Genomic DNA, 17,848 nt, shown 5'->3' with positions numbered 1-17,848 from the left:
GATCCACGCGTGGCAAAGGTTCTCGTCGTCACATCGGGCAAGGGCGGCGTCGGCAAGACGACGACGACCGCGGCCCTCGGAGCGGCCCTGGCGCAGGGCGGGCAGAGCGTGTGCGTCGTCGATTTCGACGTCGGTCTGCGCAACCTCGACCTGGTCATGGGTGCCGAGCGCCGGGTGGTCTACGACCTCATCAACGTCGTCAACGGCGACGCCAAGCTGCCGCAGGCCCTGATCAAGGACAAGCGCCTCGACACCCTGCACCTGCTGCCGGCCTCGCAGACCCGCGACAAGGACGCGCTCACCGATGTCGGCGTCGCCCGGGTGATGGACGAGCTGCGCGAGCGGTTCGACTGGGTTGTGTGCGACTCGCCGGCCGGCATCGAGCGCGGCGCCCAGCTCGCCATGCACCATGCCGACGTGGCGGTTGTCGTGACCAACCCCGAGGTCTCCTCGGTGCGCGACTCGGACCGGATCATCGGCCTCCTCGATTCCAAGACCGCCAAGGCGGAGAAGGGCGAGGAGATGGAGAAGCACCTGATCCTCACCCGCTACGACCCAATGCGCGCCGACCGCGGCGACATGCTCAAGACCGAGGACGTGCTCGACATCCTGTCGATCCCGCTGCTGGCGATCATCCCCGAGAGCCAGGAGGTGCTGCGCGCCTCGAACCTCGGCTGCCCGGTCACCCTCAACAACCCCCTCTGCGCCCCGGCGCGGGCCTACGCCGATGCGGCGCGCCGGCTGAAGGGCGAGGCCGTGCCGATGAGCATGCCGACCGAGCGCAAGTCCTTCCTCGACAAGCTGTTCATGCGGAGGGCGGCATGAGCATCTTGGGGATCTTCCAGAAGCGCAATTCCGGCGCGGTCGCCCGCGACCGCCTGCAGCTGATCCTCGCTCACGAGCGCGCCGAGTCGGGTCGCCCTGACCTAGTGATGCAGCTCCGCGACGAGATCCTGGCGGTGATCGCCAACCATGTCTCGGTGGAAGCCGACAAGGTGAAGGTCACCCTGGAGCGCGGCGAGGGCGTCTCGACGCTGGGCCTCGACATCGAGCTTCCGCTCGGTGTGTCGGGCAAGCTCGATGCGAAGCTGGCGGCAAAGCTCGCCGAAGTCGCTGCGAACAGGGGTGGGCAGAAATCGACGGCTTCCAAGAAGGCCGCTTGATCCGGGCCGGACTGGCCACCGCCGACACGAACATCTGCGAGCCGCGCCCGCTGAGCCGGGTGCGGCTTTTTTTGATCTCCACCGCGACACGGCCTGATCGCGCGCGTTCGCGTGAGAACGGCGATCAGGCGCCGACCGGATCCCGCGGGATCAGCCGGAACTTGGCGAAACGCTGCGGCTGAGTGGTCACCACCGCGTGCGGCAGGATCGGCTCGCGATCCTCCAGCACCAGCCGGAACCGGGCCAGCAGCCGCGCCAGCGACAGGACCGTCTCGATCAGGGCGAATTGTGCGCCGATGCAGACGCGCGGACCGGCTCCGAATGGCAGGTAGGAGAAGCGCGCCGGCGGCTTCGCGCCGGGCAGGAAGCGGCCCGGGTCGAAGGCTTCCGGATCCGGCCAGAGCCCGCGGTGCCGATGGAGTACCCACGGGCTCACCATCACGATGTCGCCCTTCCTGACCGGATGACCCGCCAGCGTGTCGGGGCCGAGCGCGCGCCGCACGATGACGAAAGCCGCCGGGTAGAGGCGCAGGGTCTCGTCCACGGTCGCCCGGATCAGCGGCAGCCGGCCGTCGCTCTGGCAGCCGGTCGGGTTGGTGAGGTCGGCCGCCCGCGCCTCTGTGGCGAGGCGCTCTTGGAGTTCGGGGGCGAGCGCCAGCATGTAGGCCGCCCAGAACAGGGTGCCGGCCGTGGTCTCGTGGCCGGCCAGGATCATGGTGGCGACCTGGTCGCGCAGTTCCTCGGCGCTGAACGGAGCGCCGGTATCCGGGTTGCGGGCGGTCGCGAGCAAGTCGAGCAGGTCGCTGGAATGGCCTGCCTCCCGCGTCGCAGCCTGGCGCGCCGCGATGATCCGGTCGAGGAACGGGATCCAGCGTCGCCGGAACCGTCCCCGGGCCCAATCGAGCGGCACCGGCCAGCCCGGTGGGGTCACGATATCGAGGAGGTGCGGCCGACCGATCTTGACGCTGTAAGTGGCGATGAAGTCGCGCAGCTCCTCGCCGTACTGATCCATCCCGACCGAGAACATGCTGCGCCCGGCGATCTCCAGCGCCAGCCGGTGGAACGCCCTGAACAGGTCGACCGGACCCTCGGCCGCGTCCGTGACGATCCGCTCGATCCCGTCATCCACCGCGGCTGCGATATGGGGCACCAGCCCGTCGATCGCCCGGGGCGTGAAGGCCGGCGCCAGGGTCCGGCGCTGGTGGCGCCAGGCCGAGCCCTCGCTGATCAGGAGGCCGTCGCCGAGAATCGGGCGCAGGATCCGCACGGTCCCGGTGGTGCGGGCGTAATTGGCCTGATTCTCCACCAGAAAATGGCGGATCGCCTCGGGATCGTTCAGGACGTAGCTCGACCGCCCGAGCAGGCCGCGGCGGGTGATCGGCTCCTCGAAGGCACGCCGGGGAAAGCCCGCCAGCCCGTTGTCGCGGATCGAGCGCAGATAGGCCGGGAGCGGCAGCTCGCGCTCCGCCAGGGCCGGGTGCGGCGGCACCAAGCGCGGCAGGCCGGCGAGGCTCGGATTCGTTCGGTCCGAACTCGCGATCGCGTCGGTCAATACAGCCATGTCGGGCCAACCTGTGCCGGAGACGGGCTGCAGTGTAAACCGCCGGCCGGCCCGGGTCGTGCGTCACGGCACCGCCGCGTTCGTTTCACTCGGCGGCGTTGCGCAGACGGGATTCGGTGGGGCGGAGCGCCAGTCGTGTCGGGAAGCGGTTGGCCTCGGCTTCGCTGGACACGCTCGCCACGAGACTGCCTTTCGGCATCACCGCCGCCGTCACGTCGAGCAGCGTCTCCGCGCCGCGCTCCAGCTGCTCGCTCACCCTGTCGACCACGAGGATCTCCGGGTCGCGCAACAGGGCGCGGGCCAGGCCGATCCGGACGCGCACGCGCTCGGTCAGGAGCTGGCCGCGATTGCCGACCTGTCTGTCGAGGCCGCGCCGCTGGACCGGCCGCTCGAGGTCGAACTGGCGGAACACCGCCCGGGCCTCGCGCTGGACGATCTGCTCGCCGTGCATCCGGGCCGTATCGATGCGGCCGAACAGCAGGTTGTCGAGGACGGTGCTGCGCGGATTGATCCGGTTGGGGTCGTAGGATTCGATGTCGCAGCCGTCATGGCCGTGCATGAACGCCTGCACGACGCCGCGTGCCCCGACGATGCGCAGCTTGAGGGGCTGGTTGAGCAGGCCGAAGCGCATCCGCGGTTCGACATAGGCGAGCGCCAGTGCCAGGAACGCCACGCTGTCCGCCTCGTCCAGCCGGCCCTCGGCCGGCAGGCGGGCCAGCCGGCTCAGATACTCGGGCAGGGCGTCCGGGGTGATCAGCGAGAAGCGCCGGAACAAGGGGTGGCCCGGCGGCACGTCGGCGAAGATGTCCTTGAGGTTCTGCGCGATCGCCACACCCATCCGGTCGAGATCGTCCAGGAGCTTCGCCCGCTCCAGCGCCTCCCGGAACAGCCGCACGCCCGCGAGCCGCCGCGGATCGGTCAGGGTCGGGTCGCGCGGCACCCCGAACATCAGGTTCTCCGCCACCGTCGCCTGCGCGTTGTAGCTGCCGCGCGAGAACGGGATCACCAGGTCGGCGAGCCCGCTCTGGGCGAAATGCTCACGCAGATGCTCCCGGGCGGCGATCATGCGCTGGCCCGCCGGCGTGTCGTGGACCACGGTGCTGAGCGCGCCGAGACCAAACCGGTACAGGTCGTCGCCGAGATCGAGCTGGAAGAGCAGGTCGAGCAGGCGCTCGTCGAGTTCCCGGGCATCGCGGACGCCGAACTTGGCGTAGTCGATCCACGGATCGTCGACGCTGTCGGCGGGATTGCCGGTCTTCACCGCCTCGTTGATCCGCGCCTTGCTCAGGTCGAGGCTCGTCGTGCGCAGGGGTTTGATCCGCAGTCCATAGAGCAGGTTGTCGCGCACCGTGCCGGGAAACAGGACCGGTTCGAGATCGGCGAAGGCGATGCGGCGGGCCCGGGTCGAGCGCGGCAGGGTCGAGAGGTCGTGGTCGCCGATCCGGATCGAGCCGCTGGTCGGAACCCGCAGGCCCGCGAGCGCCCGGGCGAATTCCTGCGCGATCGGGCCGGGCGGGACCAGGGCGAACCGGCCCGGAAGCGCCGCCTGGATATCGCCGATCTCGATCGGCAGGCCCCCCTGCGGATCGCGCAGCGCCAGGGCTTCGACGCGCAGCGGGCCGCCGAGCAGCGGCGCTCCCTGTTTCTCCCGTTCCGCGGGCTGGAGGCGCTGCGGCCCGAAATGCGCCGCCACGGTCTCGTACTTCACCTCGACGTCGAGGCGCTGCTGGTCCCAGTCGATCAACTCCTTCAGGGGCGGCGGCAGGTCGCGATAGGCCGCCAGCACCGCCACGAGCTGGCCGATATCGAGCTCGCCCTTGAGCGCGAACACGCCGCCGATGGCGTAGAACAGGAACGGCGTGATCTGCGCGAGCAGGTTGTTGAGGTATTTGACCGCGAATTTCCGCCGGTAGATGCGCAGGCGCAGGTCGTACAGGCTGTAGAGCCGGCCGCCGATCTCGGCCCGCTCCCAGCGGCCTGTGTCGTTGAGCGTCACGGCCGGCAGGCCGTCGAGCACCTCGGCGACCCGGCCCGCGAGGTTGCGCGAGGCGATCTGGCGCTGGCGGCTGAGCAGGATGATCTGCCGCCGCAGCCGCGGAATCACGGTCATCTGCACCGCCACCATCCCGCCCGCCGCGAGGCCGAGCCAGATGTTCTGCATCATGATGAAGGCGAGCGCGGTGGCCGCCTGGGTGCCGAGGAAGACCGGCACCACGATCGCGTCGCCGATGAACGAGCCGATCGGCTCGACCTCGTCGCGGATGATCGTCGCCGTCTCGGAGGATTTCACCTCGCGCTGCGCCTCCGGGGTAAAGCGCAGCATCAACGAGAACAGCTGGAAGCGCAGCCGGCGCAGCATCCGCTCGCCGAGAATGCCCTTCTGCAGATTGATGTAGAACTTGAACGCGCCGTTGATCAGCACGAGCCCCAGGAACAGGATCGAGAGCCCGAGCAGCAGCTCGAACCGGTCGAACTGGAACCCTTCGAACAGCCGGGTCGTCCCGCCGCCTAGGAGATCTGGCCATTCGACGGTGATCTCGAGGAAGGGTGCGGTCGCCTCGCCATGCGCGAAGGCCTTGCCGGTTATGGCATCGTTGACGATGCGCTTCGGCAGGTCCAGCGACGCGAAGTAGAACGGCAGCGAGGCCAGCACCACGGCGCAGATCTTGAGCTGCTCGGCCTTGGAGTAGCGCCAGATGTACGGGAAAAGTCGCGGCTCAAGCTCGCGCATCGGGAACGTCCGGCAAAGGTCTCTCCTGGCGAAAACGATGCCGGCTCGCTGTGCGGCCACGCACAGATCTGAGCGAAAACGCCATCGAACGATGCGGTTCCATTCAGGAAGCCTCGCGGCGCTCGGCTTGGTTGACGCGACTCCGCAGCCTCGATGGGAGACTGCAGCGTCATCGCGCCGTCATATAGAGCAGGCCAGCCGCATGGCGGCATCATCCGATCACGGATCCGATAGCTGAGCAGTTCGCCTTTTTCGGCGCAGCTGATCCGGATGGCGTCAGATGAGGTCCAGAAATCAGATCGCCCGGGTCAGGCCGCCATCGACGCGCAGGTTCTGGCCGGTGATGTAGGCCGCGCCGTCCGAGGCGAGGAACGCGATCGTGGCGGCGATCTCGTCGGTGCGGCCGTAGCGGCCCATCGGGACGCCCTGTCGGCGTTCCTCCGTCGCGGGCAGGCTGTCGATCCAGCCCGGGAGCACGTTGTTCATGCGGACGTTGTCGGCGGCGTAGGTGTCGGCGAACAGCTTCGTGTAGGCGGCGAGGCCAGCCCGGAACACCGCGGAGGTCGGGAACATCGGGCTCGGCTCGAACGCCCAGGCGGTGGAGATGTTGATGATCGCGCCGGCCCGCTGCGCCTGCATGATCGGCGTCACCAAGCGCACCGACCGCACGACGTTCATCAGATAGGTGTCCAGGCCGGCGTGCCACTGCGCGTCGGTGATGTCGAGCAACGGCGCCCGGGGGCCATGGCCGGCGCTGTTGACTAGGACATCGATCCGGCCCCAGCGGGCCATTGCCCCGTCTACCAAGCGCTTCAGGTCCTCGCTGGACTGGTTCGAGCCGGTCACGCCGAACCCGCCCAACTCCTGTCCCAGCGCTTCACCCTTGCCGGACGACGACAGGATCCCGACCGCGAAACCGTCCGCCGCGAGCTTCTGGGCGGCGGCCGCGCCCATGCCGCTGCCGCCCGCCGTCACGTGAGCCACCCTGTCGCTCATGGTCATCCGCTCCGCTCTCGTCCGGTGATCCAGCCTGGCTGCTACAGATGCAGGGGCGGCGAATCGCCACCGCCGGCAAGCCGTACCGGTTTACGGTACGCGAGCGGTCGGGCGGAACGGACTTTGCAGCAGAACCGACGAGACCACGGGTTGCGATGGAGCAGATCGCTGCCGCTTCGAGCCCGAAATTTGCTGGCACCACGTGTGGTTTAGCGGTGCGCGCCGCGCACAACGGCATACCGGCATGCGTGCTGTGGCCTTGCGGGCGGACGCGCGGGCTTATATTGCGACGCAACCACCACGACTCCGTACCTCACCCGGCGCGGACGGCCGCGCCGCGCGGCCGCCAGGGAGCCGGCACAACCCGTTTCGGGCCGCCATGAATCTGCGCAACATCGCCATTATCGCTCACGTCGACCACGGCAAGACGACGCTCGTCGACAAGCTGCTGGCTCAGTCCGGTACCTTCCGCGAGAATCAGCGGGTCGAGGAGCGGGCAATGGACTCCAACGACTTGGAGAAGGAGCGTGGCATCACGATCCTGGCCAAGGCGACCTCGGTCGTGTGGGAAGACACCCGCGTCAACATCGTCGACACCCCCGGCCACGCCGATTTCGGCGGCGAGGTTGAGCGCATCCTGTCGATGGTCGACGGCGTGATCGTGTTGGTGGACGCCGCCGAGGGGCCGATGCCCCAGACCAAGTTCGTGGTCGGCAAGGCCCTCAAGATCGGCCTGCGCCCGATCGTGGCGATCAACAAGGTCGACCGTCCGGACGCCCGCATCAACGAGGTCGTGAACGAGGTGTTCGACCTGTTCGCGGCGCTCGACGCAACCGACGAGCAGCTCGACTTCCCGATCCTGTACGGGTCCGGCCGCAACGGCTGGATGGCCGACAGCCCCGAAGGCGATCCCTCGGTGGGTCTCAAGCCGCTGTTCGATCTGGTCCTCAAGCACGTGCCGCCGGCGCGTGTCGACGAAGGCCCGTTCCGGATGCTCGGCACCCTTCTGGAGGCAAACCCGTTCCTGGGCCGGATCATCACCGGCCGCATCGCGTCGGGCACCGTCAAGCCGAACCAGCAGATCAAGGTCCTGTCGCGGGACGGCAAGCTGGTCGAGACCGGCCGCGTCTCGAAGATCCTCGCCTTCCGTGGCCTCGAGCGTGCGCCGATCGATATCGGCGAGGCGGGCGACATCGTCTCCATCGCCGGCCTGATCAAGGGCACGGTGGCCGACACGTTCTGCGACCCGCAGGTGGATACCCCGATCCAGGCCCAGCCGATCGATCCGCCGACCGTGACCATGTCGTTCATCGTCAACGACTCGCCGCTGGCCGGCACCGAAGGTGACAAGGTCACCAGCCGTATGATCCGCGACCGCCTGTTCAAGGAGGGCGAGGGCAACGTCACGCTCAAGATCGAGGAAGCGGCCGACAAGGATTCGTTTTATGTGTCCGGTCGTGGCGAATTGCAGCTCGCCATCCTGATCGAGACGATGCGGCGCGAAGGCTTCGAGATCGCCGTGTCCCGGCCCCGCGTCGTGTTCGAGAAGGACGAAGAGGGGAACCTGCTTGAGCCGATTGAAGAGGTCGTGATCGACGTCGACGAGGAGCATTCGGGCGTCGTCGTCCAGAAGATGTCGGAGCGTAAGGCCGAGATGCTGGAGATGCGGCCTTCGGGCGGCGATCGCCTGCGCCTCGTGTTCCACGCCCCGACCCGCGGCCTGATCGGCTACCAGGGCGAGCTGCTCACCGACACCCGCGGCACGGCGATCATGAACCGCCTGTTCAAGGCGTACGAGCCGTTCAAGGGCGAGATCGCCGGCCGCCGCAACGGCGTGCTGATCTCCAACGATAAGGGCGAGGCGGTGGCCTACGCCATGTGGAACCTCGAAGACCGCGGCCCGATGATGATCGAGCCCGGCTGGAAGGTCTATCAGGGCATGATCATCGGCGAGCACAACCGCGAGAACGATCTCGAGGTGAACGTGCTCAAGGGCAAGAAGCTCACCAACATCCGCACCACCTCGAAGGACGAGGCCGTGCGCCTGACGCCGCCGATCCGGATGACCCTGGAGCGCTCGCTGGCCTGGATCCAGGACGACGAGCTGGTCGAGGTGACGCCGAAGTCGATCCGGCTGCGCAAGACCGTACTCGACCCGAACGACCGCAAGCGTGTCGAGCGCTCGTCGAAGGACACCGCCGCCTAAGCTGAACGCCGGGCAACCGGGCGCTCAGGCCCGGTTGCCGAGAGGGACTTCATTCTGGTCCCCGGTTGACCCATCAGGCCATTCCGACGAGCATTCCGGCTCTGCGGGACGTCCCGATTGGGCCGCATGAAACCCCGTGACCCCGATGCCCGTCGCCTTGAACGCCAACCTGCCGGCCCGCTCGGCCCCGGCAGCCGCTCCGTATCTCGTCGGCCAGGATGGCGAAGGCCATTGGGTCGCCGTCGAGACCGGCGGCAGGGCAGGGGGCCTGTTTCGTACCCGCCAGGATGCCATCCGCTACGCCTGCGTCGAGACCGGTTGCCGTCCGGACGAGGTCGCGCTGGCTGTCGAGCCGATCCGCTTCCGGCTTTCCTGAGCGCGTGTCCCAGGCGGTTAGAACCCCGCATCGACCTTGAGGCTCATGCCCCAAGATCGGCGGCCATCTCGAAAGGACGCCTCAGCTTCCGCCGGGGTCGGTCTCGTCGTTTTGGCTCTTTTCCCCCTGCGGACCCATCCCGGGCTTGCCATCGGTCTTCTCGTTCGGGTCCTTCACCGCGTCGGGCGCGATGTTGGCCGGTTTCTCCGGTTTCGGATCTTTACGCTCGCTCACTTTTTGTCCTCCTGCTCGACCCGATAGTGCCCGTCGGCCACTTTCTGGTCGGCGGCTGGGCCGCGTGATGCCTTCTGTTCCGAATGGCCGCCGGATGAGCCGCCCACGGCGGGTGGGGAGCGACCGGCCTCACCGGAACTGCCCCATCCCTCCTTGGATTCGGTTTTGGCCGGGCCACCCGTGCCCATATCGGTGATTGCCGCCTGCTCGGAGGTCTGGTGACCGCCGCCCGCGGGATGCTCGCCCGGTGAGCCGACCGTGTCGTCGGGCTTGCGGGTGACAGTTCTGGACTCGCTGGTGAGCCTGCCCATCAGCGTTTTCCATCATCCTGGCCGACCGCTGCGGTGGCTCGGTCGATCGCTTCGCCCAAACTTGAGCCCTTGTCCGAAGCTTTGCCGAACTCGCCCTGTAACTTCCTCAGGTTTTCCGGCGGCGTCTCCGCCTCGGTGGCGTCGGTCGCGTCCGAGCCCGGCGTGCCGGAAGCGATTCGCGCCGCCTCGGCGTCGCCCGCCGGATCCCGCTTCAGGTCGGCCTGCGTGTTGGCGGCCAGACCCACGTCGAGGGGCGAGTCCTGGCCGAGATCCTGGCCGTTCCGGTCGGCGTTGGCGTTGAAGTCCTTCAACGACGGCCGTGGTGTCGTCTGCTCTGCCATGGCTCCCGCCTCTCCTGCTGTGCGCTGTGGCGGGACAACGGGAGCAGGAGACCAGGGTTGCGTCGATCCTGCCGTTCCCTCCGGACGGCCGGTCCTAACGCTACGGTTGAGGTGAGCTGGGCGTCATGGGCCGACAATCTTCGGGGCGATTTTCTGCGTCAGCGCCAGCACCGCATCTTCGGCATGCCCTGGGTTATCGGCCTTGGCCCGAATCGTCAGCAGGTCGCCGTCGCGCAGGATCACTGCGGTCGATCCGCCTTCGTTCCCCACGGCATAGACGGTGATCCAGCCGACCGCCGGGCTGACCGGCAGGGCCGAGAGCCGGCAATCGGGGTTCTGCTTGATGCAGAGCGCCTCCAGCTTCGCCAACGAGGTCTGGCCGGTGCGCACACGCGTCTCCGTCCCGTCGGTCGAGATTCCGAGCTGGATGTCGACGTTCGGCGAACCCGTGCACGGGACACAGGTGGCGGTGAGCGTGAGAGGAGTCGCCCGCACCGAGGCCTTTCTGCCGATCGCGGCCCTGACCGGGTCCGTGAAGGCCGTGAGGTCGTGGCCGGCAAAACCCTGTGCCTGTGCCGCCTGGGCGATGAGACATCCGAGGAGAACGAGGAGGCAGCGCATGCGGCAATGTCCGTCCGGTGCTGGGGTGTCGACGACAGGACGACCCGGGATCCAGATGACCGATGCGCGAAGGTTTTCCAAGGTTTGCGTCGCCGTGCGTCGTCGCGCGGAACGCAGATCACGGATGATGCTGAAGGATACTGTCTCTGAGTCCGAGAAAAATCGCCCTTTTTCGCGAGACGGCGTCTGGTTGGTCCGTTCCGCGCTCACGCGAATCAATTGATCGATCGAAGAACTAGCAGATTCGGCGTCCTAGACGGCTCGCGGATTTCATAAGGAATCGCGCTTAGTCCCTCATGACCAACAACCGCGCCGGCTCCCGTGGAACCGGCGCGGCTTCAGACGTCGTCGATGCGGCGCGCCGCAGCGGCTGTGCTAGCCGATCCCGTCGAACAGGGCCGACGAGATGTAGCGCTCGGCGAACGAGCAGGCGATCGTGACGATCCGTTTGCCCTGGAATTCGGGCCGCTTGGCCAGTTCCAGCGCCGCCGCGACGTTGCCGCCCGTGGAGATGCCGCCCGGGATGCCCTCAAGCCGGGCGAGCGCCCGCGAGGTCTCGAAGGCGGTGTCGTTGGAGACCTTGAGCACGCCGTCCAGGATATCGGTGTGCAGGTTCTCCGGGATGAAGCCCGCGCCGATGCCCTGGATCTTGTGTGGGCCGGGCTGGCCGCCGGAGATCACCGGCGATTCCACCGGCTCGACCGCGAAGACTTTGAGGTTGGGCAGCCGCGGCTTCAGCACCTCGCCGACGCCGGTCACGGTGCCGCCGGTGCCGACGCCGGCCACGAAGGCATCGAGCTGGCCGCTGGTGTCGGTCCAGATCTCCTCGGCCGTGGTCTTGCGGTGGATCTCGGGATTGGCCGGGTTCGAGAATTGCTGCGGCATCACCGAGCCTGGGATCTCCTTCAGCAGTTCCTCGGCCTTGGCGATGGCGCCCTTCATGCCCTGCGCGCCGGGGGTGAGCGCGAGTTCGGCGCCCAGGAAGGCCAGCATCTTGCGCCGCTCGATGGACATCGTCTCCGGCATCACCAGGATCAGACGGTAGCCCCGTGCCGCGGCCACGAAGGCCAGCGCGATGCCGGTGTTGCCGGAGGTCGGCTCGACCAGCGTGCCGCCGGGCTGCAGCTTGCCCGAGGCCTCCAGGGCGTCGATCATGTTGACGCCGATGCGGTCCTTCACGCTGGCGATCGGATTGAAGAACTCGAGCTTCAGCAGGATCTCGGCGTCGACGCCGTGCTCCTTGGGCAGGCGGTTGAGGCGGACCAGCGGGGTGTTGCCGATGGTCTCGGTGATCGAGCCGTAGACACGGCCGTGGCCGACTTTCGCCGGCGCGTTGAGGGAATCGGCCATCGCGAAACTCCTGCAGATATCGAGGCGAACGGAATTCGGGTCCGGACGGTCCGGTCCAGGAAGGACCCTGGTCGGCCGGCGGATGGACAGCTGCGATATCGCGTCGCCGGAGCCGGGGCAATCGGTCTAAGTGTCCTGTACGAAAGTTCTTTTTGTCGCCGTACTGGATTACTGTCGATGGTGGGATAAGATCTCTGACAGGCCGACGTTTTGTGGAATATCGTTCTCACTACCGGTGCGTTAGGCTTTGCGCCTGCCGGTTGCGGTCGAGGGCTGTCCCATGAAACGCCGTCTCACCGGTGCCGAATGGCCGTCTCGCCGCACCGCCCTGCTCTCCGGTCTCGGCGTCGTCCTGGCCCGACCGGTTCTGGCCGCAGAACCGGTGCGCGTCGTCCTCGCCACCGCGACCCCCGGCGGCGGCTTCCCGGCTTTCGGGGATGCCTTCGCGGCATCGATCCACGCGGCCGATCCCGAGCTTGTCATCGAATCACGAGCCAGCAGCGGCTCGGCCGAGAATGTCGGGCTGCTGCGTGCCGGCCGTGTCGACCTCGCGCTGGTCCAGGGGGAATACGCGTATCCGGCCCTGACCGAGTCGATCGACCTCAAGGTCCTGGCGCCGATGTATCCCACGTCCGGGCTGTTCGCCGTCCCGGCGGCGAGCCCGATTCGTACCGTGGAGGATTTGCGCGGGCGGTCGGTGGTGCTGGGCACGCACAGTTCCGGCCTGACCGTCATGGGGCGCGCCGCGCTCCAGGCCTCGGGCCTCGATCCCGAGCATGATATCCGCCCGATCCTGCTCGACCGGGCCGGAGACGGGCCGCGCATGGTGCGCGATGGCGGCGCCGACGCGCTCTGGGGCGGTGGCCTCGGCTGGCCGGGCTTTGTCGCGATGGCCCAAGAGCCGGGCGGTGCGCGCTTTTTCGGTCCGTCAGAGGCGGGCATCGCGCGCATCGCTCATGCGGGAGCGGCGCTGCAGCGCATGACCGTGCCCGCCGGCAGCTTCGCCGGCCAGATGTCTGCGATCGAGACGGTGGGTTCCTGGAGCCTCGTGCTGGCACGGCCCGGATTCGAAGCCGCGACGGCCTACCGGATCGTCCAGGCCCTGGCCCACGCCGATATGGCCGCGCGCCATCCGCAGGGCGCGGCCACGCAGCCGCGGAATCTCCGCGGGATCGTACCCACAGCGCAGCTCAACCTCGGCACGCTGCGCTATCTCGAAGAGACCGGCGTGACCGCGCCCTGAGGCCTCGATCTGACCGGATCTCAGCGGAACGAGGCGACGCGGCGGTCGCGCTTGCGCTCCGCCGCCGGCTGGTAGGCGATCTCGGCGTGGTGGGTGCAGTAGGGCAGCCCGGTGATCGAGCGGGCGCCGCAGAATCGGAATTCCGGCGTGGTCGGATCGCCGAGCGGCCAGCGACACATCGATTCCCGAAGGTCCATGATCGTAACCCGCTGTGACACCGACAGCGCCACGGGCTCGGGGGCCACCGGGGCCGGGGTCGGGAAGACCGGCGCGGGGCGATGCGAGAGGATCGCCACCGGCTCGGGCGCCTGCGTCTCGACCACCGCGATGGCGGTCTCGATCTCGACGGCCTTGGCGGCCTGCGGGGTTGCAGGAGCCTCCTCGCCGCCCCGGGCGCGACCGCCCAGGCCGAGGCGATGCACCTTGCCGATCACCGCGTTCCGGGTGACGCCGCCGAGTTGCGCCGCGATCTTGCTCGCGCTCTGCCCGTCTTCCCACAGCCGGCGCAGGAGCGCCACGCGATCATCCGTCCAGCTCAGGCCCGCGTCCATAATCCCCCTCCGCCCCCTGCGGCCCTGCGCTCTCACTGCGTGACGGTCTGCGTTCCGGGTCGATCGAGACCCTCCCGGCCGTATTGCCGGTTCGGATCGCACCCTTGCGCGTCACCCATGCGCGTCGAATGCCGCACCGCGTGCGACACCCTGTCTCGTCAGGCCACGGCCGGACCCTAGCGCGGCGTTCGCGACGCTTGCAAGGGCGGCCCCGCGACCGAGACGGACCCTGTCCACCGGCAATGGGCCGTTCGCTTGGGAAGGTGGTTACCGGGACCCCGTGGCCCGGCCGATCCCGGTGCGGCGTGGCCGCGGCGTCACAGACCGGCGCAATCGCACCACAATCGTGTCGAATGCGCAGCTTGGCTGGAACGGCGTCACGGCCAAGCTGCTTCCCTGTGGCAGAAGGGGCAAGCGTTGCTGTTATCCGAGGTGAGGACGATGGGTTACCGTCACGGGGGGCTTCGCGCGCTGATCGCGCTCGGGCTGGCCGGCCAGGTCGCGGCCTGCGGCTCCGTCCCGCGCACCGCCTACACGGCCGAGCAGGCAGCCTTCGCCAGCGTGCCCGGCATCCCCGGGGCGCGGGTCTACGCCGATGCTTCGGTCGACACGATCGCGGAACTCGCGGGCAATCCGGCGCGCCGCTCCGCCGGTTTCAATTACCTGGCGCTGTCGGGCGGCGGCGGCGACGGCGCCTACGGGGCCGGCGTGCTGAACGGCTGGACAGCCTCCGGCACCCGCCCGGAATTCACCCTGGTCTCCGGCGTATCGACCGGCGCGCTGATCGCGCCGTTCGCCTTCCTGGGCCCGGCCTACGATCCGTACCTGACCGAGTTCTACACCAGCGGCGTCGCCGGTGAGCTGGTGAACTCGCCCAACATCGCCAACGTCCTGTTCGGCTCCGGCCTGTTCGGGGACGGCCGCCTGCGCAACCTGATCGGCCGCTACGTCACCCCGGAGCTGCTCACCGCCATCGCGGAAGAGCACGCCAAGGGCCGCCGTCTGATGGTGGTGACGACCAATCTCGATTCCCAGCGCGCGGTGATCTGGAACATGGGCGTCATCGCATCGAGCGGCGCGCCGAACGCCCTGGAGCTGTTCCGCGACGTGCTGGCCGCCTCGGCGAGTATCCCGGCGGTGTTCCCGCCGCAGATGATCGACGTGACGGCGGCCGACGCGCGCTTCCAGGAGATGCATGTCGACGGCTCGGTGGTGACGCCGGTCTTCACCCTCCCGCAGACGCTCCTGTTGCGCGACGGAAAGATCCGCACCGGCGGCAAGGCCAACATCTACGTGGTGATCAACGGACGCCTCGAGCCCGACTTCGAGGTGACGAAGGACAATACTCTGTCGATCGTCGAACGCTCGTTCACGACGGCGAGCCGCGCTCGCTCGCGCGCGACGCTCACCGCGACCTACGCGCTCGCGCGCAGCAACGGCATGGGCTTCAACCTGACCTATATCGACGAGAGCGGCCCGAAGGCGTCCGCCGCCAAGGGCTTCGATACCGGATACATGCGGGCCCTCTACCAAGAGGGCCTCGAGAAGGGTCGGACGGGCAGATTCTGGCAGCACACCGTTCCGGCGTCACCGACGCTCAAGCAGACCGCGAACGCGGTCGCGAACTGACGGCGTCTGATCTCAGCGCCGCGCATCCGGTGGGGTGCGCGGCGCTTGGGTCTGTTACTTGCCCAGGATCTTGGTGACCAAGCGGCCGATCGGCGTCGCGGTGCTGGCGTTCCGGTCGTCGCGGTCGATGGGGCGGTTCTCGTTGCCGAGAAGCTTGGTGACGATGCGTCCGATCAGGCTCATGGATCTGTCCCCGCGTTCGCGCCAAAACGGCGCAGCTTGCCCATCAACGGGCGATGCGCGTGCGGCGTTCCCCGGTTCGCGGCGTCAGACCTGCATCAATCGGATGTTGTTGGTGTTCCCCGCGGTGTGGAACGGGATGCCGGCGGTGACGACGATGATGTCGTTCGGCCGGGCGAAACCTTCCGCTTGGGCGTGGTGGCAGGCCTTGGCGGTCATCTCCTCGTAGGAGTCGACATCGTCGGTGTGAACGCTGTGGGCGCCCCAGAGCAGGCACAGGCGCCGCGAGGTGGCAAGGCTCGGGGTCAGCGCCAGGATCGACGCCGCGGGACGCTTGCGTGCGACGCGGGCAGCCGTGGTCCCGCTGGTGGTGTAGGTGACGATCGCGGCCGCGTGCACGGCTTCGGCCAAGTCCGCGGTAGCGGTGGCGACCGCGTGGGGCGGCGTCTCCTCCTCGCCGGGCTCCGAGGCGGCCACGATCGAGTGGTAGAGCTTGTGGCCCTCCACGCTGCGGATGATCCGGTCCATCATCGACACGGCCTCGACCGGATACTGTCCGGTCGCCGATTCCGCCGACAGCATCACCGCGTCGGCGCCGTCATAGATGGCGGTGGCGACGTCCGAGGCTTCCGCCCGGGTCGGGGCCGGGGCCGACACCATCGAGTCAAGCATCTGGGTTGCCACGATCACCGGCTTTACGGCGAGGCGGCAGGCGCGGATCAGCTCCTTCTGCCGCCCGGGCACGTCCTCGTGCGGGATCTCGACGCCGAGATCGCCGCGGGCGACCATCACGGCATCCGAGAGCCGGATGATATCGTCGATCCGCTCCAGCGCCTGCGGCTTCTCGATCTTCGACATGATGCCGGCGCGGTCGCCGATCAGCCCCCGGGCCTCGATCACGTCGGACGGCTTCTGGACGAAGGACAGGGCGACCCAGTCGACGCCGAGCTCCAGCCCGAAGGCGAGGTCGGCCCGGTCCTTCTCAGTCAGCGGCGACAGATCCAGCAGGGTGCCCGGCAGGTTGACGCCCTTGCGGTTCGAGATCGGGCCGCCGGTCACCACCTCGGCGGTGATCGAATCCCGCTCCGGCCCCACGACCCGCACCCGCACCCGCCCGTCGTCGATCAGGAGGTCCTGGTCAGGCACCACGGCGGCGAAGATTTCCGGGTGGTGGAGCGGGATCGCCTGCTTGTCGCCCTCGGACCCTTCGAGCACGAAGCGGATCGTCTCGCCGGCTTCGAGATCGAGGCGACCGCCCTGCAGCGTGCCGACGCGGATCTTCGGCCCCTGCAGGTCCTGCAGGATGCCAATCGGGCGGCCGACCTCCTGTTCCAGGGCGCGGATCGCCGCGTGGACCTTGGCGTGATCCGCCTGCACCCCGTGGCTGAAGTTGAGCCGGAAGGTGTCGACCCCGGCGAGGAACAGGGCGTGCAGACGATCCGGCGTGGAACTGGCGGGACCGACCGTGGCGACGATCTTGGCGTGGCGGTGACGGCGCATGCGGGGCTCTGCCATGAACACGACCTCCGGGAATCGGCCGGACGATCGGGCCCGCCGACCGCCTTCACATTGGTAAGGATGCGCGCCGAGGCGAGCTTTTTTTGCGAGGTGGGCGCAATTCGTGGTGCGAGCGGGCGGCCTATCTGGAGACCTCGCGGGCGATGCCGGCGAGGCCCGCGTCGTAGACGCCGGTGATGTCCTTGAGGGCCTCGGCGTCGCTCATCCCCTCGGCGTCGAAGGTCGCGGTCCAGACCACCGTCGAGCCCGCGCCGTTCGGGCGGACCGCCAGCGTCGCGTTGTAGGCGCGCACCGGCAGCGAGCCCTGGATGAAGCTGTAGCTGTAGCTCATGGCCGCCTCGTCGCGGGCGGTCTCGACCTCGACGATCGTGCCGAGGCCGCCTTTCGCCACGAGGCCCCGGATCTGCGCGCGAATGCCGTCGTCGTCATCCTCTCGCGACAGGACGCAGCGCTCGACTTGGGGGTGCCACAGCCCAATCGCGCAGAAGTCGCCGATCAGCGCCCAGATCGCCGCGGGCGGCGCCGGGATGTCCCGGCTGCGGGTGACCTCCAGGGCGCTGGCCGGACCGGCGATGAACAGGGCTGCGGTGCCGAGCGCGGCACGGGCGGATCGCTTCACGATGGGGCCTCCGCGGGATGTCGCGGGAGGGAAGTAGGGCGCCTGTCGGAGGAAACCCATCCGGGGCCCGGCAGCCGATCCCTGGAAACCGATGGGTTCAGCCGGTAAGACGGCTTGGTCGATCGCTCGGCTGATCGACCTTTCGCCGTCATTGCGAGCGTAGCGAAGCAACCTAGGGAAACGCGACATTCGGAGATCGCGCGCAGCCCTGGGTTGCT

The 17,848-nt window shown here is 68.4% G+C and carries 18 protein-coding genes; 6 read left to right on the top strand and 12 right to left on the bottom strand.

What is annotated here, in order from left to right:
- Window positions 1–9 precede the first annotated feature (9 nt).
- A complete protein-coding gene (minD, locus tag MKL09_RS12320; protein ID WP_244020467.1) occupies window positions 10–825 on the top strand; it encodes a septum site-determining protein MinD in 816 nt (271 codons plus the stop codon).
- On the top strand, window positions 822–1,163 hold the full coding sequence (minE, locus tag MKL09_RS12315) for a cell division topological specificity factor MinE (RefSeq protein ID WP_244020466.1): 342 nt from the start codon (window positions 822–824) through the stop codon (window positions 1,161–1,163). The genes minD and minE overlap by 4 nt, the downstream gene beginning before the upstream one ends.
- A 124-nt stretch (window positions 1,164–1,287) precedes the next feature.
- Here the strand turns inward: minE and MKL09_RS12310 are convergent, their stop codons facing one another.
- From MKL09_RS12310 to MKL09_RS12300, 3 genes are all read right to left on the bottom strand, one after another.
- Window positions 1,288–2,724, bottom strand: a complete 1,437-nt coding sequence (locus MKL09_RS12310) for a cytochrome P450 (protein WP_244020465.1) — start codon at window positions 2,722–2,724, stop codon at window positions 1,288–1,290.
- An 85-nt stretch (window positions 2,725–2,809) separates the two neighbouring features.
- Window positions 2,810–5,455: an ABC transporter ATP-binding protein/permease gene (locus MKL09_RS12305; protein ID WP_244020464.1), complete on the bottom strand. Its 2,646-nt coding sequence runs from the start codon at window positions 5,453–5,455 to the stop codon at window positions 2,810–2,812.
- Window positions 5,456–5,749: 294 nt separating this feature from the next.
- On the bottom strand, window positions 5,750–6,451 hold the full coding sequence (locus MKL09_RS12300; protein WP_244020463.1) for an SDR family oxidoreductase: 702 nt from the start codon (window positions 6,449–6,451) through the stop codon (window positions 5,750–5,752).
- Between the two features lie 379 nt (window positions 6,452–6,830).
- Here MKL09_RS12300 and typA point away from each other — a divergent pair, with 379 nt between their 5' ends.
- Window positions 6,831–8,657 carry a translational GTPase TypA gene (gene typA / locus MKL09_RS12295; RefSeq protein ID WP_244020462.1) on the top strand — a complete coding sequence of 609 codons (1,827 nt, stop codon included), beginning with the start codon at window positions 6,831–6,833 and terminating at the stop codon, window positions 8,655–8,657.
- Between the two features lie 145 nt (window positions 8,658–8,802).
- Window positions 8,803–9,033 carry an RAG2 PHD domain containing protein gene (locus MKL09_RS12290; protein ID WP_244020538.1) on the top strand — a complete coding sequence of 77 codons (231 nt, stop codon included), beginning with the start codon at window positions 8,803–8,805 and terminating at the stop codon, window positions 9,031–9,033.
- A gap of 81 nt (window positions 9,034–9,114) precedes the next feature.
- On the opposite strand, the gene MKL09_RS12285 is transcribed toward MKL09_RS12290, so the two are convergent.
- The 5 genes from MKL09_RS12285 to cysK all read right to left on the bottom strand — a co-directional run bounded on the left by MKL09_RS12285 (window position 9,115) and on the right by cysK (window position 11,890).
- On the bottom strand, window positions 9,115–9,267 hold the full coding sequence (locus MKL09_RS12285; RefSeq protein ID WP_244020461.1) for a hypothetical protein: 153 nt from the start codon (window positions 9,265–9,267) through the stop codon (window positions 9,115–9,117).
- Window positions 9,264–9,578, bottom strand: coding sequence for a hypothetical protein (locus MKL09_RS12280; protein WP_244020459.1), 315 nt, complete (start codon window positions 9,576–9,578; stop codon window positions 9,264–9,266). Before MKL09_RS12280 ends, MKL09_RS12285 begins: the two co-directional genes overlap by 4 nt.
- On the bottom strand, window positions 9,578–9,919 hold the full coding sequence (locus tag MKL09_RS12275) for a hypothetical protein (RefSeq protein ID WP_244020457.1): 342 nt from the start codon (window positions 9,917–9,919) through the stop codon (window positions 9,578–9,580). The genes MKL09_RS12280 and MKL09_RS12275 overlap by 1 nt, the downstream gene beginning before the upstream one ends.
- A gap of 123 nt (window positions 9,920–10,042) precedes the next feature.
- Window positions 10,043–10,759 (bottom strand): hypothetical protein, encoded by a 717-nt coding sequence (locus MKL09_RS12270; protein WP_244020455.1) that lies wholly within the window; start codon window positions 10,757–10,759, stop codon window positions 10,043–10,045.
- A 156-nt stretch (window positions 10,760–10,915) separates the two neighbouring features.
- A complete protein-coding gene (cysK, locus tag MKL09_RS12265; RefSeq protein ID WP_244020453.1) occupies window positions 10,916–11,890 on the bottom strand; it encodes a cysteine synthase A in 975 nt (324 codons plus the stop codon).
- Window positions 11,891–12,170: 280 nt separating this feature from the next.
- Here cysK and MKL09_RS12260 point away from each other — a divergent pair, with 280 nt between their 5' ends.
- A complete protein-coding gene (locus MKL09_RS12260; RefSeq protein WP_244020451.1) occupies window positions 12,171–13,133 on the top strand; it encodes a TAXI family TRAP transporter solute-binding subunit in 963 nt (320 codons plus the stop codon).
- 20 nt (window positions 13,134–13,153) lie between these two features.
- On the opposite strand, the gene MKL09_RS12255 is transcribed toward MKL09_RS12260, so the two are convergent.
- Window positions 13,154–13,684, bottom strand: coding sequence for a GcrA family cell cycle regulator (locus MKL09_RS12255; RefSeq protein ID WP_244020450.1), 531 nt, complete (start codon window positions 13,682–13,684; stop codon window positions 13,154–13,156).
- Window positions 13,685–14,125: 441 nt separating this feature from the next.
- Here MKL09_RS12255 and MKL09_RS12250 point away from each other — a divergent pair, with 441 nt between their 5' ends.
- Window positions 14,126–15,313 carry a patatin-like phospholipase family protein gene (locus MKL09_RS12250; RefSeq protein ID WP_244020449.1) on the top strand — a complete coding sequence of 396 codons (1,188 nt, stop codon included), beginning with the start codon at window positions 14,126–14,128 and terminating at the stop codon, window positions 15,311–15,313.
- 54 nt (window positions 15,314–15,367) lie between these two features.
- On the opposite strand, the gene MKL09_RS12245 is transcribed toward MKL09_RS12250, so the two are convergent.
- From MKL09_RS12245 to MKL09_RS12235, 3 genes are all read right to left on the bottom strand, one after another.
- A complete protein-coding gene (locus MKL09_RS12245; RefSeq protein ID WP_007561257.1) occupies window positions 15,368–15,496 on the bottom strand; it encodes a hypothetical protein in 129 nt (42 codons plus the stop codon).
- A gap of 84 nt (window positions 15,497–15,580) precedes the next feature.
- Entirely contained in the window at window positions 15,581–16,993 is a 1,413-nt protein-coding gene (pyk, locus tag MKL09_RS12240; protein WP_244020534.1) for a pyruvate kinase, read from the bottom strand.
- A gap of 139 nt (window positions 16,994–17,132) precedes the next feature.
- Window positions 17,133–17,630 carry an SRPBCC family protein gene (locus MKL09_RS12235; RefSeq protein WP_244020448.1) on the bottom strand — a complete coding sequence of 166 codons (498 nt, stop codon included), beginning with the start codon at window positions 17,628–17,630 and terminating at the stop codon, window positions 17,133–17,135.
- Window positions 17,631–17,848: the final 218 nt, after the last annotated feature.

Origin of the sequence: Methylobacterium sp. J-048, assembly GCF_022829515.1 — a bacterium.
GTDB lineage: Bacteria > Pseudomonadota > Alphaproteobacteria > Rhizobiales > Beijerinckiaceae > Methylobacterium.
This window is presented reverse-complemented; position numbering and strand designations above follow the sequence as displayed.

What these genes read in the sequence shown, in the direction of transcription:
- MKL09_RS12255 (WP_244020450.1), bottom strand. Translation starts at nt 13,684, where the DNA reads ATGGACGCGGGCCTGAGCTGGACGGATGATCGCGTGGCGCTCCTGCGC.
- cysK (WP_244020453.1), bottom strand. Translation starts at nt 11,890, where the DNA reads ATGGCCGATTCCCTCAACGCGCCGGCGAAAGTCGGCCACGGCCGTGTC.
- MKL09_RS12250 (WP_244020449.1), top strand. Translation starts at nt 14,126, where the DNA reads ATGGGTTACCGTCACGGGGGGCTTCGCGCGCTGATCGCGCTCGGGCTG.
- MKL09_RS12280 (WP_244020459.1), bottom strand. Translation starts at nt 9,578, where the DNA reads ATGGGCAGGCTCACCAGCGAGTCCAGAACTGTCACCCGCAAGCCCGAC.
- MKL09_RS12245 (WP_007561257.1), bottom strand. Translation starts at nt 15,496, where the DNA reads ATGAGCCTGATCGGACGCATCGTCACCAAGCTTCTCGGCAACGAGAAC.
- pyk (WP_244020534.1), bottom strand. Translation starts at nt 16,993, where the DNA reads ATGCGCCGTCACCGCCACGCCAAGATCGTCGCCACGGTCGGTCCCGCC.
- MKL09_RS12260 (WP_244020451.1), top strand. Translation starts at nt 12,171, where the DNA reads ATGAAACGCCGTCTCACCGGTGCCGAATGGCCGTCTCGCCGCACCGCC.
- MKL09_RS12300 (WP_244020463.1), bottom strand. Translation starts at nt 6,451, where the DNA reads ATGAGCGACAGGGTGGCTCACGTGACGGCGGGCGGCAGCGGCATGGGC.
- MKL09_RS12310 (WP_244020465.1), bottom strand. Translation starts at nt 2,724, where the DNA reads ATGGCTGTATTGACCGACGCGATCGCGAGTTCGGACCGAACGAATCCG.
- typA (WP_244020462.1), top strand. Translation starts at nt 6,831, where the DNA reads ATGAATCTGCGCAACATCGCCATTATCGCTCACGTCGACCACGGCAAG.
- MKL09_RS12305 (WP_244020464.1), bottom strand. Translation starts at nt 5,455, where the DNA reads ATGCGCGAGCTTGAGCCGCGACTTTTCCCGTACATCTGGCGCTACTCC.
- minE (WP_244020466.1), top strand. Translation starts at nt 822, where the DNA reads ATGAGCATCTTGGGGATCTTCCAGAAGCGCAATTCCGGCGCGGTCGCC.
- MKL09_RS12275 (WP_244020457.1), bottom strand. Translation starts at nt 9,919, where the DNA reads ATGGCAGAGCAGACGACACCACGGCCGTCGTTGAAGGACTTCAACGCC.
- MKL09_RS12290 (WP_244020538.1), top strand. Translation starts at nt 8,803, where the DNA reads ATGCCCGTCGCCTTGAACGCCAACCTGCCGGCCCGCTCGGCCCCGGCA.